Here is a 14,474-nt window from a genome sequence, read left to right on the forward strand (position 1 = left end):
TCCGGCACAATGTCATGCCGGATGGCGCGTTCGCTTATCCGGCCTACATCCCTTCGTAGGCCCGGTAAGCGCAGCGCCACCGGGCATTGATCAAAACTGCGATTCTTCAGTCGAGCCGGTCAGCGCGGTCACTGAAGAAGTGCCGCCCTGAATGATGGTGGTTACTTTGTCGAAGTAGCCTGTCCCTACTTCCTGCTGATGGGACACGAAGGTGTAGCCATCTTTAGCCGCCGCAAATTCCGGCTGCTGAACCTTCTCAACGTAGTGGCGCATGCCTTCACCCTGCGCATAGGAATGCGCGAGGTCGAACATGTTGAACCACATGCTGTGGATACCCGCCAGCGTAATGAACTGGTATTTGTAACCCATATCGGACAGCTGTTGCTGGAAGCTGGCAATGGTTTTGTCATCCAGGTTTTTCTGCCAGTTAAACGATGGCGAACAGTTGTAGGCCAGCAGTTTGCCTGGGAATTTCGCATGAATAGCATCGGCAAAGCGCTTCGCCAGTTCGAGGTCCGGCGTGGAGGTTTCACACCACACCAGATCCGCATACGGTGCGTAAGCCAGACCACGGCTGATCGCCTGCTCAATGCCCGCATGCGTACGGTAGAACCCTTCGCTGGTACGCTCGCCAGTGATGAACTCGCTATCGTATGGGTCGCAATCAGACGTAATCAGATCGGCTGCGTCAGCATCGGTACGCGCAATCACCAGCGTCGGAACGCCCATAACGTCTGCAGCCAGACGGGCTGCCACCAGTTTCTGGATAGCTTCCTGAGTCGGCACCAGAACTTTGCCGCCCATGTGACCACATTTTTTCACCGATGCGAGCTGATCTTCGAAGTGAACGGCCGCTGCACCAGCCTCAATCATCGATTTCATCAGTTCAAACGCGTTCAGTACCCCGCCAAAACCCGCTTCCGCATCGGCAACGATCGGCAGGAAGTAATCCACATAGCGCGGATCGTTCGGCTCAATACCAGTTGACCATTGGATCTGATCGGCACGACGGAATGTGTTGTTGATCCTGTCCACCACCGCCGGAACGGAGTTCGCTGGATACAACGATTGATCCGGATACATGCTGGACGCCAGGTTGGCATCTGCCGCCACCTGCCAGCCTGAAAGGTAGACCGCTTCAATACCAGCTTTCGCTTGCTGCAGCGCCTGACCACCGGTCAGCGCACCGAGGCTGTTGATATAACCTTTCTTCGATTCGCCGTGTAGCAAACGCCACATTTTCGCCGCGCCAAGCTGCGCCAGCGTGCATTCCGGGTTGACCGAGCCACGTAATTTCACCACTTCCTCCGCGCTATAGGGGCGGGTGATGCCTTCCCAGCGCGGTTGAGTCCATTCTTTCTGTAATTCTTCGATTTGTTGAGTACGGGTTTTCATGTGCAGATGCTCCATTAGGATAAATTGTGGGTAAATTAGGCCAACAGGCGGTAGCCCGGTAACGTCAGGAAGTCAATTAACTCGTCGGAAGTGGTGATTTGCTCCATCAGGCGCGCGGCATCATCAAAACGCCCGCTGCTGTAGCGGTGTTCTCCCAGTTCGTCCTGAATCACCAACATCTCTTCGGCCAGCATCTGGCGGAACAACGGTTTGGTAACCGGTTTGCCGTTGCTGAGCGTTTTCTGGTGGTGGATCCACTGCCAGATGGAAGTACGAGAGATTTCGGCGGTGGCCGCATCTTCCATCAGACCATAAATCGGTACGCAGCCATTACCGGAGATCCACGCTTCGATGTACTGCACCGCGACACGAATGTTGGCACGCATGCCTTCTTCAGTACGCTCACCTTCACAGGGTGCCAGCAATTGTTCTGCGGTAATGGGCGCATCTTCTTCACGGGTCACGAACAGCTGATTTTTGTTTTCGCCGAGTACGTCGTTGAACACCGCCATTGCGGTATCTGCCAGTCCTGGATGGGCAATCCATGTGCCGTCATGACCGTTATTGGCTTCCAGCGCTTTGTCCGCTTTTACCTTGGTCAGAACCTGGTTGTTACGTTCCGCATCTTTGCTGGGAATGAACGCGGCCATGCCGCCCATCGCGAACGCGCCGCGTTTATGACAGGTTTTAATCAGCAGACGCGAATACGCACTGAGGAATGGCTTATCCATCGTCACCACCTGACGATCCGGCAACACGCGATCCGGGTGGTTCTTCAGTGTTTTGATATAGCTGAAAATGTAGTCCCAGCGACCGCAGTTCAGGCCCACAATGTGATCACGCAGCGCGTGCAAAATTTCGTCCATCTGGAAAACGGCTGGCAGCGTTTCAATCAGCAGGGTCGCTTTAATTGTGCCGCGCGGCAGATTAAAGCGATCCTCTGCATAGCTGAACACTTCACTCCACCATGCCGCTTCTTGCCAGGCCTGCGTTTTGGGTAGATAGAAATAAGGGCCACTGCCTTTTGCCAGCAACGTTTTGTAGTTGTGGAAGAAATAGAGGGCAAAGTCGAACAGGCTGCCCGGGATCGATTCGCCACGCCAGGTGACGTGTTTTTCCGGCAGATGCAGACCGCGAACGCGGCACACTAACAGGGCCGGATTGGGTTTGAGTTGATAAATTTTACCGGCTTCGTTGGTGTAGCTAATGGTGCCATTGACTGCATCGCGCAAGTTGATCTGCCCGTCGATAACTTTGCTCCACTCAGGAGCCAGCGAATCTTCAAAATCAGCCATAAAGACTTTGACGTTCGCGTTCAGCGCGTTGATAACCATCTTGCGCTCAACCGGTCCGGTAATCTCTACACGGCGATCCAGTAAATCATCAGGAATACCGCGAATTTTCCAGTTACCTTCGCGAATGGAAGCTGTTTCCGAAATAAAGTCAGGCAACTTACCGTCATCAATATCCTGCTGCTGCTGGATACGTGCAGCCAGAAGTTTATTCCGCTTTGGCGTAAATCTTGTCACCAGCTCGGTCAGAAACTCCACCGCTTCAGCGGTCAGAATCTGCTGTTCCTGTTCGCCACGCGGCCTGGTGAAGATCAGTTCATCGGTTGTCGTTGCCTGTTGATTCATTGCGTAGTTCCTCGTCATTGATCCAAACACATCCCCAATGCGAACGAAGGATCGTTGTGCGGTTTTCGTTCAGCACAACTAAGACTACTCATTTAAATTTCAAAATCAAAAACAATTTCCATTTTTAATTTAATTATCAATTAACTTATTGATAACAATATAAATAAAATTTAATTACACAGTGAGGTGCGTTTCGGAAATAAAAAAGGCACCCGAAGGTGCCTGATTCAACATGCTGAAACGCTTAAGGATCGTCTGTTACAGAAGATTAATCCAGCGTTGGATTCATGTGACGCAGATCATATGGCGTGATCTGGTAAACGTAATAGTTGAGCCAGTTGGTAAACAACAGATTGCCGTGGCTACGCCAGGTTGCCCGCGGTTTATTTTGCGGGTCATCTTTTGGGAAGTAGTTATAGGGCACTTCCGGCGTTAAGCCCGCTTCGACGTCACGAAAATATTCACTGCCGAGTGTATGGGCGTCATATTCAGGATGGCCCGTTACGAAGGCGATACGTTTATCTTTGCTGGCAAACAGGTAGGCATCTCCCTCTTCTGTTTCGGCAAAAATCTCGAGATCGGTGTAGTCCCTGATAAGGGCAGCAGGAAAATCGGCATAGCGCGAATGCGGGGCCAGGAACGCATCATCAAATCCACGCGTCAGCAGCGCATGAGGATGAAGAATATGGTGCTCATAGACGCCTGAGAGTTTATCCGTACGGGTTTGCTTGGGAATTCCGTACAGGATATTCAATGCAGCTTGCACCGCCCAACAGACAAAGAGCGTCGATGTAACATGATCTTTCGCCCATTCAAGCACTTGTTTAATCTGCGGCCAGTAAGCCACGTCATTAAATTCAACCAGACCCAACGGCGCGCCGGTCACGATCAGTCCATCAAAGTTCTGATCGCAGATATCCTCGAAATTACAGTAAAAGTTATTCAGATGCTCCGTAGGGGTGTTGCGTGACTCGCGGGCATCAATGCGCAATAGCTGAACATCTACCTGCAGCGGGGAGTTAGACAGTAAACGCAGGAACTGGTTTTCCGTTTCAATCTTCTTGGGCATCAGGTTGAGGATAAGCACCTTCAGTGGACGAATTTCCTGACCAGAAGCGCGAGATGACGTCATCACAAAGACGTTTTCCTCACGCAAGAAATTGACGGCGGGTAGCTCGTCCTGCACGCGAATTGGCATAACCTGATAACCTCACTACATACGTTTAAACGTTTAGACATCCAGATAGCTGAAGATACCCAGGAATCATGCGAATGTCGAGCCTGCATCCTCAAGTTGAGAAAGTTTCACGGCTCCTTGCTGTAGATTAGTGCAGTAAAGAAAAAAGGAGAATGCTATTCGTCGTTCGCGTAACAGACAATGTGCTGCCGGGAGAGCCAGGTGCGCTGCGCTTCTCAGGCCTGCACACCGGTTACAACATGATGGGCTGGATAAAATGGTACGCTGCATCCGGCAGTTCTCACTCCCTGCAGACGCGAAAAAGCCCATCCGGCAGGATGGGCTTCTTCACTTGTTTGATGCCTGGCAGTTTATGGCGGGCGTCCTGCCCGCCACCCTCCGGGCCGTTGCTGCGCAACGTTCAAATCCGCTCCCGGCGGATTTGTCCTCCTCAGGAGAGCACTCACCGACAGACCACAGATAAAACAAAAGGCCCGGTCTTTCGACCGGGCCTTTCGCTTTTATTTGATGCCTGGCAGTTCCCTACTCTCGCATGGGGAGACCCCACACTACCATCGGCGCTACGGCGTTTCACTTCTGAGTTCGGCATGGGGTCAGGTGGGACCACCGCGCTACAGCCGCCAGGCAAATTCTGTTTATCAACACGCTTTTCGCATGTCGATGTAATCTGTAATCAAGCTGAATTTCGATGTCTCTTTCGCCAAAACACCTTCGGCGTTGTAAGGTTAAGCCTCACGGTTCATTAGTATCGGTTAGCTCAACGTATCGCTACGCTTACACACCCGACCTATCAACGTCGTCGTCTTCAACGTTCCTTCAGGACCCTTAAAGGGTCAGGGAGAACTCATCTCGGGGCAAGTTTCGTGCTTAGATGCTTTCAGCACTTATCTCTTCCGCATTTAGCTACCGGGCAATGCCATTGGCATGACAACCCGAACACCAGTGATGCGTCCACTCCGGTCCTCTCGTACTAGGAGCAGCCCCCCTCAATTCTCCAGCGCCCACGGCAGATAGGGACCGAACTGTCTCACGACGTTCTAAACCCAGCTCGCGTACCACTTTAAATGGCGAACAGCCATACCCTTGGGACCTACTTCAGCCCCAGGATGTGATGAGCCGACATCGAGGTGCCAAACACCGCCGTCGATATGAACTCTTGGGCGGTATCAGCCTGTTATCCCCGGAGTACCTTTTATCCGTTGAGCGATGGCCCTTCCATTCAGAACCACCGGATCACTAAGACCTGCTTTCGCACCTGCTCGAGCCGTCACTCTCGCAGTCAAGCTAGCTTATGCCTTTGCACTAACCTCCTGATGTCCGACCAGGATTAGCTAACCTTCGTGCTCCTCCGTTACTCTTTAGGAGGAGACCGCCCCAGTCAAACTACCCACCAGACACTGTCCGCAACCCGGATCACGGGTCTACGTTAGAACACCAGCCATTAAAGGGTGGTATTTCAAGGTTGGCTCCATGCAGACTGGCGTCCACACTTCAAAGCCTCCCACCTATCCTACACATCAAGGACCAGTGTTCAGTGTCAAGCTATAGTAAAGGTTCACGGGGTCTTTCCGTCTTGCCGCGGGTACACTGCATCTTCACAGCGAGTTCAATTTCACTGAGTCTCGGGTGGAGACAGCCTGGCCATCATTACGCCATTCGTGCAGGTCGGAACTTACCCGACAAGGAATTTCGCTACCTTAGGACCGTTATAGTTACGGCCGCCGTTTACCGGGGCTTCGATCAAGAGCTTCTCCTTACGGATAACCCCATCAATTAACCTTCCGGCACCGGGCAGGCGTCACACCGTATACGTCCACTTTCGTGTTTGCACAGTGCTGTGTTTTTAATAAACAGTTGCAGCCAGCTGGTATCTTCGACTGATTTCAGCTCCATGAGTAAATCACTTCACCTACATATCAGCGTGCCTTCTCCCGAAGTTACGGCACCATTTTGCCTAGTTCCTTCACCCGAGTTCTCTCAAGCGCCTTGGTATTCTCTACCTGACCACCTGTGTCGGTTTGGGGTACGATTTTGTGTTACCTGATGCTTAGAGGCTTTTCCTGGAAGCAGGGCATTTGTTACTTCAGCACCGTAGTGCCTCGTCATCACACCTCAGCGTTAGCAAGACTCCGGATTTACCTGGAATCTCCGCCTACATGCTTAAACCGGGACAACCGTCGCCCGGCTAACATAGCCTTCTCCGTCCCCCCTTCGCAGTAACACCAAGTACAGGAATATTAACCTGTTTCCCATCGACTACGCCTTTCGGCCTCGCCTTAGGGGTCGACTCACCCTGCCCCGATTAACGTTGGACAGGAACCCTTGGTCTTCCGGCGTGCGGGTTTTTCACCCGCATTATCGTTACTTATGTCAGCATTCGCACTTCTGATACCTCCAGCATGCCTCACAGCACACCTTCAACGGCTTACAGAACGCTCCCCTACCCAACAACACATAGTGTCGCTGCCGCAGCTTCGGTGCATGGTTTAGCCCCGTTACATCTTCCGCGCAGGCCGACTCGACCAGTGAGCTATTACGCTTTCTTTAAATGATGGCTGCTTCTAAGCCAACATCCTGGCTGTCTGTGCCTTCCCACATCGTTTCCCACTTAACCATGACTTTGGGACCTTAGCTGGCGGTCTGGGTTGTTTCCCTCTTCACGACGGACGTTAGCACCCGCCGTGTGTCTCCCGTGATAACATTCTTCGGTATTCGCAGTTTGCATCGGGTTGGTAAGTCGGGATGACCCCCTAGCCGAAACAGTGCTCTACCCCCGAAGATGAGTTCACGAGGCGCTACCTAAATAGCTTTCGGGGAGAACCAGCTATCTCCCGGTTTGATTGGCCTTTCACCCCCAGCCACAAGTCATCCGCTAATTTTTCAACATTAGTCGGTTCGGTCCTCCAGTTAGTGTTACCCAACCTTCAACCTGCCCATGGCTAGATCACCGGGTTTCGGGTCTATACCCTGCAACTTAACGCCCAGTTAAGACTCGGTTTCCCTTCGGCTCCCCTATTCGGTTAACCTTGCTACAGAATATAAGTCGCTGACCCATTATACAAAAGGTACGCAGTCACCCCATAAAGAGGCTCCCACTGCTTGTACGTACACGGTTTCAGGTTCTTTTTCACTCCCCTCGCCGGGGTTCTTTTCGCCTTTCCCTCACGGTACTGGTTCACTATCGGTCAGTCAGGAGTATTTAGCCTTGGAGGATGGTCCCCCCATATTCAGACAGGATACCACGTGTCCCGCCCTACTCTTCGAGTTCACAACACATGCACTTTTGTGTACGGGACTATCACCCTGTATCGCCGGACTTTCCAGACCGTTCCACTACCACACATGCTGATTCAGACTCTGGGCTGCTCCCCGTTCGCTCGCCGCTACTGGGGGAATCTCGGTTGATTTCTTTTCCTCGGGGTACTTAGATGTTTCAGTTCCCCCGGTTCGCTTCATTACGCTATGTATTCACGCAATGATAGTGTGACGAATCACACTGGGTTTCCCCATTCGGAAATCGCCGGTTATAACGGTTCATATCACCTTACCGACGCTTATCGCAGATTAGCACGTCCTTCATCGCCTCTGACTGCCAGGGCATCCACCGTGTACGCTTAGTCGCTTAACCTCACAACCCGAAGATGTTTCGTAAAACATTTCAGTGTTGCGAAAATTTGAGAGACTCGAACACACCGCTTTTCATTTCTTGTTTACGGAGAAATGAAACAGTGTGTCGTTTCAATTTTCAGCTTGATCCAGATTTTTAAAGAGCAAAACTTCTTAATGCACTCGAAAGTACATTCAGAAGTTCATCATTCATCAGACAATCTGTGTGAGCACTACAAAGAACGTTTCTTTAAGGTAAGGAGGTGATCCAACCGCAGGTTCCCCTACGGTTACCTTGTTACGACTTCACCCCAGTCATGAATCACAAAGTGGTAAGCGCCCTCCCGAAGGTTAAGCTACCTACTTCTTTTGCAACCCACTCCCATGGTGTGACGGGCGGTGTGTACAAGGCCCGGGAACGTATTCACCGTGGCATTCTGATCCACGATTACTAGCGATTCCGACTTCATGGAGTCGAGTTGCAGACTCCAATCCGGACTACGACATACTTTATGAGGTCCGCTTGCTCTCGCGAGGTCGCTTCTCTTTGTATATGCCATTGTAGCACGTGTGTAGCCCTACTCGTAAGGGCCATGATGACTTGACGTCATCCCCACCTTCCTCCAGTTTATCACTGGCAGTCTCCTTTGAGTTCCCGACCGAATCGCTGGCAACAAAGGATAAGGGTTGCGCTCGTTGCGGGACTTAACCCAACATTTCACAACACGAGCTGACGACAGCCATGCAGCACCTGTCTCAGAGTTCCCGAAGGCACGTTCGCATCTCTGCAAACTTCTCTGGATGTCAAGAGTAGGTAAGGTTCTTCGCGTTGCATCGAATTAAACCACATGCTCCACCGCTTGTGCGGGCCCCCGTCAATTCATTTGAGTTTTAACCTTGCGGCCGTACTCCCCAGGCGGTCGACTTAACGCGTTAGCTCCGGAAGCCACGCCTCAAGGGCACAACCTCCAAGTCGACATCGTTTACGGCGTGGACTACCAGGGTATCTAATCCTGTTTGCTCCCCACGCTTTCGCACCTGAGCGTCAGTCTTTGTCCAGGGGGCCGCCTTCGCCACCGGTATTCCTCCAGATCTCTACGCATTTCACCGCTACACCTGGAATTCTACCCCCCTCTACAAGACTCTAGCCTGCCAGTTTCGGATGCAGTTCCCAGGTTGAGCCCGGGGATTTCACATCCGACTTGACAGACCGCCTGCGTGCGCTTTACGCCCAGTAATTCCGATTAACGCTTGCACCCTCCGTATTACCGCGGCTGCTGGCACGGAGTTAGCCGGTGCTTCTTCTGCGAGTAACGTCAATTGCTGCGGTTATTAACCACAACACCTTCCTCCTCGCTGAAAGTACTTTACAACCCGAAGGCCTTCTTCATACACGCGGCATGGCTGCATCAGGCTTGCGCCCATTGTGCAATATTCCCCACTGCTGCCTCCCGTAGGAGTCTGGACCGTGTCTCAGTTCCAGTGTGGCTGGTCATCCTCTCAGACCAGCTAGGGATCGTCGCCTAGGTGAGCCGTTACCCCACCTACTAGCTAATCCCATCTGGGCACATCCGATGGCAAGAGGCCCGAAGGTCCCCCTCTTTGGTCTTGCGACGTTATGCGGTATTAGCTACCGTTTCCAGTAGTTATCCCCCTCCATCGGGCAGTTTCCCAGACATTACTCACCCGTCCGCCACTCGTCACCCAAGGAGCAAGCTCCTCTGTGCTACCGTTCGACTTGCATGTGTTAGGCCTGCCGCCAGCGTTCAATCTGAGCCATGATCAAACTCTTCAATTTAAGTTTGATGCTCGTGAATTAAACTTCGTAATGAATTACGTGTTCACTCAGAGACTTGGTATTCATTTTTCGTCTTGCGACGTTAAGAATCCGTATCTTCGAGTGCCCACACAGATTGTCTGATAAATTGTTAAAGAGCAGGTGCGACGCGCTTTAGCGCTCTGTCGCGAGGTGGCGTATATTACGCTTTCCTCTTTCAGAGTCAACCCTCATTTTCAGGTTTTTCTCTTCAACCGAACCGGCTGTTTGTGTGAAGTGATTCACATCCGCCGTGTCGATGGAGGCGCATTATAGGGAGTTTCCCGCGGCCCGCAACCCTTAAATTGCAGAAAAATGACTGACCGCTGCATTCCACAGCAAAACCCCGCCTTATACCCATTTACACACAGAGTTATCCACAAACCACGCGATCGTTTGTGCACTTCTCTGTTTATATGAGCATCCTTCAACGGAAAAAGAAGAGGTCAAAATCGAAAATTAAAAATTCGCGAGCGTTGCGCAAACGTTTTCGTTACAATGCCCCCGCACAACAAGGATGCCCCGTAAGGGGCGTTAGCTGAGTTTTTAGCCAAGAATTCACCTAACGCTCTCTGTAATAGTCAAATCCAGGGGATTTACCATGCAACAACGTCGTCCAGTCCGCCGCGCTCTGCTCAGTGTTTCTGACAAGGCCGGTATCATCGAATTCGCTCAGGCACTTTCCGCACGCGGTGTGGAGCTGCTGTCTACAGGTGGCACTGCGCGCCTGTTAGCTGAGAAAGGTCTGCCAGTGACCGAAGTTTCCGATTACACCGGCTTCCCGGAAATGATGGATGGACGCGTAAAGACCCTGCATCCGAAAGTCCACGGCGGCATTCTTGGTCGTCGCGGTCAGGACGACGGGATTATGGAACAGCACGGCATCGCACCTATCGACATGGTGGTTGTTAACCTGTACCCGTTCGCCGATACCGTTGCCCGTGAAGGCTGCTCGCTGGAAGATGCGGTAGAAAACATTGATATCGGCGGCCCAACGATGGTGCGTTCCGCTGCCAAGAACCATAAAGATGTGGCTATCGTTGTGAAGAGCAGCGACTACGCCGCCATTATTAAAGAGATGGATGCCAACGACGGTTCTCTGACCCTCGACACGCGTTTCGACCTCGCGATTAAAGCCTTCGAACACACCGCCGCTTACGACAGCATGATCGCCAACTACTTCGGTAGCATGGTTCCGGCCTACCACGGCGAAAGCAAAGAAGCCGCTGGTCGCTTTCCACGTACACTGAACCTGAACTTCATTAAGAAGCAGGATATGCGCTACGGCGAGAACAGCCACCAACAGGCTGCCTTCTATATAGAAGAGAATGTTAAAGAAGCGTCCGTTGCCACCGCGCAGCAGGTACAGGGCAAAGCACTTTCCTACAACAACATCGCCGATACCGATGCGGCGCTGGAGTGCGTAAAAGAATTCAACGAGCCAGCCTGTGTGATCGTCAAACACGCTAACCCGTGCGGCGTGGCAGTCAGTACCTCTATTCTCGATGCTTACGACCGCGCCTATAAAACCGACCCGACCTCCGCGTTCGGCGGCATCATCGCCTTCAACCGCGAACTGGATGCCGAAACTGCTCAAGCCATCATTTCCCGTCAGTTCGTGGAAGTGATCATCGCGCCATCCGCAACCGAAGACGCACTGAAAATCACCGCCACCAAACAGAACGTCCGCGTGCTGACCTGCGGTCAGTGGGCACAACGTGTGCCGGGCCTGGACTTCAAACGCGTTAACGGCGGTCTGCTGGTTCAGGATCGTGACCTGGGTATGGTGAGCGAAGGTGAACTGCGCGTAGTTTCCAAACGTCAGCCGACCGAACAGGAACTGCGCGATGCGCTGTTCTGCTGGAAAGTAGCTAAATTTGTAAAATCCAACGCCATTGTTTACGCCAAAGAGAACATGACTATCGGCATAGGCGCAGGCCAGATGAGCCGCGTATATTCCGCAAAAATCGCCGGGATTAAAGCCGCCGACGAAGGTCTGGAAGTTCAAGGTTCCTCTATGGCATCCGACGCCTTCTTCCCGTTCCGCGATGGGATTGATGCCGCCGCCGCCGCCGGTGTGACCTGCGTGATCCAGCCGGGCGGTTCTATCCGTGATGATGAAGTCATTGCTGCCGCCGACGAGCACGGCATAGCGATGGTGTTCACCGACATGCGCCACTTCCGCCATTAATCCACGGAGCAGACGATGAAAGTATTAGTGATTGGCAACGGCGGGCGCGAACACGCGCTGGCCTGGAAAGCGGCGCAGTCGCCAAAAGTCGAAACGGTATTTGTCGCACCAGGCAACGCGGGCACCGCGCTGGAACCTGCGCTGCAAAACGTGGCAATCGGCGTGACCGATATTCCGGCGCTGCTGAGCTTTGCCCAGAATGAGAAGATCGATCTGACCATCGTTGGCCCAGAAGCGCCTCTGGTAATTGGCGTGGTCGATGCGTTTCGCGCCGCCGGTCTGAAAATCTTCGGCCCAACCGAAGGTGCAGCGCAGTTGGAAGGCTCCAAAGCCTTCACCAAAGATTTCCTTGCCCGTCATAACATTCCAACGGCGGAGTATCAGAACTTCACCGAGATTGAGCCTGCGCTGGCCTATCTGCGTGAGAAAGGCGCGCCGATCGTTATCAAGGCCGACGGCCTGGCCGCCGGTAAAGGCGTTATCGTCGCGATGACGCTGGAGGAAGCCGAAGCCGCTGTTCATGACATGCTGGCAGGTAACGCTTTTGGCGATGCGGGCCACCGTATCGTTATCGAAGAGTTCCTCGACGGTGAAGAAGCGAGCTTTATCGTGATGGTTGACGGCGAGCACGTGCTGCCAATGGCCACCAGCCAGGACCACAAACGCGTGGGCAACGGCGATACCGGTCCGAATACCGGCGGTATGGGCGCTTACTCACCTGCACCGGTGGTGACTGATGACGTTCATCAGCGCACCATGGAACGCATCATCTGGCCAACCGTAAAAGGCATGGCGGCGGAAGGGAACACTTACACCGGTTTCCTGTACGCGGGTCTGATGATCGACAAACAGGGCAACCCGAAGGTTATCGAGTTCAACTGCCGCTTCGGCGATCCGGAAACCCAGCCGATTATGCTGCGTATGAAATCGGATCTGGTGGAGCTGTGCCTTGCCGCCTGTGATGGCAAGCTGGATGAGAAAACCTCTGAGTGGGACGAACGCGCCTCTTTGGGCGTAGTGATTGCCGCAGGGGGTTATCCGGGCAACTACAATACTGGCGATGAGATCCACGGCCTGCCGCTGGAAGAAGTCGCTGACGGTAAAGTGTTCCACGCGGGCACCAAACTGTCTGCTGACGATCGCGTGCTGACCAACGGCGGTCGCGTCCTGTGCGCCACCGCGCTGGGCAACACCGTTGCCGAGGCGCAGCAGCGTGCCTACGCCCTGATGACCGATATCCGTTGGGACGGCAGCTTCAGCCGTAACGACATCGGCTGGCGCGCCATCGAACGTGAGCAAAACTAACGGCTGAGCTTAGCCAGCAGCGTTTTGCGCGTAATACCTAACTGACGGGCGGCTTCGGTTTTATTGCCGCCCGTTTTTTCCAGCGCCGCCAGAATCACTTCTTTTTCGACATCCACCAGCGGTTGGATCTCGCCACTGTATTCCGTTTTTATCGGTGTCGCGGCAATCGCCATCGGCAGCTCGCGTTCGGAAATATATTCCCCCGTTAGCAGCACCACCGAACGCTCAATCGCATTTTCCAGCTCACGGATATTACCCGGCCAGTCATAGTGGATCAGCAGATCCATCGCCTGCGGAGTAAAGCCCTTCACCGCTTTTCGGTTACGTGTGGCAAAACGCTGGAGAAAATGTTCGGCCAGCAGCGGAATATCTTCCCGGCGCTGGCACAGCGCTGGCATTTCAATAGTAATGACGTTCAGGCGATAGTAGAGATCCTGACGAAAGCGCCCGGCGTTAACTTCCTCCGCCAGATCGCGATGTGTGGCGGCGATCAGCCGGACATCAACCGCAATAGTCTGGTTGCTGCCAACCCGTTGCACTTCTCGCTCCTGGATTGCCCGCAGCAGACGCACCTGCATTAGCGGTGAGATATCGCCAATTTCATCAAGAAATAACGTGCCGCCTTCGGCTTCCACAAAGCGCCCTTCCCGCCGCTTATCCGCACCGGTAAACGCGCCTTTCTCATGTCCAAAAAGTTCAGACTCCAGCAGCGATTCATTAAGCGATGCACAGTTCAGCGTCACCAGCGGTTTATCACGGCGGGCACTGCTGGCATGCAGCGCCCGGGCCACCAGCTCTTTCCCCGTACCGGAGTCTCCGTGAATGAGCACCGTTGCATCCGAGGGCGCAACCATCGCGATTTCATTGATCAACTGCTGCATCGCCGGACTGCTGCCAATCATGCCAAACTGCGCAGCCGACCCCGACGGCAGTTCAGCGCCCGTTTCCCGCGTATGCGCCAGCGCCTTTTCCAGCGTCTCCTGCAGGCGATCAAAATCCAGCGGCTTGATTAAGTAGTCCAGCGCCCCGGTTTTCAGCGCCTCAACGGCGGTCTCCACGCTGGAGAACGCCGTCATGATCAATACCGGAATCGCCGAATTCAGCGCTTTAATCTCTTTCAGCGTTGCGATGCCGTCCATCTCCGCCATACGCACATCGCACAGCACTAAATCAAATACGCGTTCACGCACCTGTTCCAGTGCCGCTTGCCCGCTATAGGCCAGCGCGACCTCATAGCCCCAGCCGCGCAGCAGCGCCTGTAAAATGGTGCAGTGGCTGATATCGTCATCTACCACCAGAATATTGATTTTTCCGCGCGTCATCCTT

General features: G+C 53.3%; 6 protein-coding genes and 3 rRNA genes. 2 read left to right on the top strand and 7 right to left on the bottom strand.

Going from position 1 to position 14,474, the window contains the following annotated elements; genetic code table 11:
- Positions 1 to 90: 90 nt before the first annotated feature.
- The 6 genes from aceA to O6D90_RS22065 form a co-directional block, all read right to left on the bottom strand.
- Positions 91 to 1,395, bottom strand: coding sequence for an isocitrate lyase (gene aceA, locus O6D90_RS22040; protein ID WP_016155323.1), 1,305 nt, complete (start codon positions 1,393 to 1,395; stop codon positions 91 to 93).
- Positions 1,396 to 1,430: 35 nt separating this feature from the next.
- Entirely contained in the window at positions 1,431 to 3,032 is a 1,602-nt protein-coding gene (aceB, locus tag O6D90_RS22045; protein WP_016155322.1) for a malate synthase A, read from the bottom strand.
- Positions 3,033 to 3,300: 268 nt separating this feature from the next.
- Entirely contained in the window at positions 3,301 to 4,230 is a 930-nt protein-coding gene (metA, locus tag O6D90_RS22050) for a homoserine O-acetyltransferase MetA (RefSeq protein ID WP_016155321.1), read from the bottom strand.
- A 509-nt stretch (positions 4,231 to 4,739) separates the two neighbouring features.
- Positions 4,740 to 4,855, bottom strand: a 5S ribosomal RNA gene (rrf, locus tag O6D90_RS22055).
- 96 nt (positions 4,856 to 4,951) lie between these two features.
- Positions 4,952 to 7,858: ribosomal RNA gene (locus O6D90_RS22060) — 23S ribosomal RNA — on the bottom strand.
- A gap of 234 nt (positions 7,859 to 8,092) precedes the next feature.
- Positions 8,093 to 9,634, bottom strand: a 16S ribosomal RNA gene (locus tag O6D90_RS22065).
- The 16S, 23S and 5S rRNA genes sit together here, the layout of an rRNA operon.
- 619 nt (positions 9,635 to 10,253) lie before the next feature.
- On the opposite strand from O6D90_RS22065, the gene purH reads away from it, so the two are divergent.
- Positions 10,254 to 11,843, top strand: coding sequence for a bifunctional phosphoribosylaminoimidazolecarboxamide formyltransferase/IMP cyclohydrolase (gene purH, locus O6D90_RS22070; RefSeq protein WP_016157952.1), 1,590 nt, complete (start codon positions 10,254 to 10,256; stop codon positions 11,841 to 11,843).
- A gap of 15 nt (positions 11,844 to 11,858) precedes the next feature.
- Positions 11,859 to 13,148 (top strand): phosphoribosylamine--glycine ligase, encoded by a 1,290-nt coding sequence (gene purD / locus O6D90_RS22075; RefSeq protein WP_016157951.1) that lies wholly within the window; start codon positions 11,859 to 11,861, stop codon positions 13,146 to 13,148.
- On the opposite strand, the gene zraR is transcribed toward purD, so the two are convergent.
- A complete protein-coding gene (gene zraR, locus O6D90_RS22080; RefSeq protein WP_016157950.1) occupies positions 13,145 to 14,470 on the bottom strand; it encodes a sigma-54-dependent response regulator transcription factor ZraR in 1,326 nt (441 codons plus the stop codon). The genes purD and zraR overlap by 4 nt on opposite strands.
- Positions 14,471 to 14,474: the final 4 nt, after the last annotated feature.

Source organism: Citrobacter sp. 21OH12SH02A-Citro, from assembly GCF_027919895.1.
Taxonomy (GTDB): Bacteria; Pseudomonadota; Gammaproteobacteria; order Enterobacterales; family Enterobacteriaceae; genus Citrobacter; species Citrobacter braakii.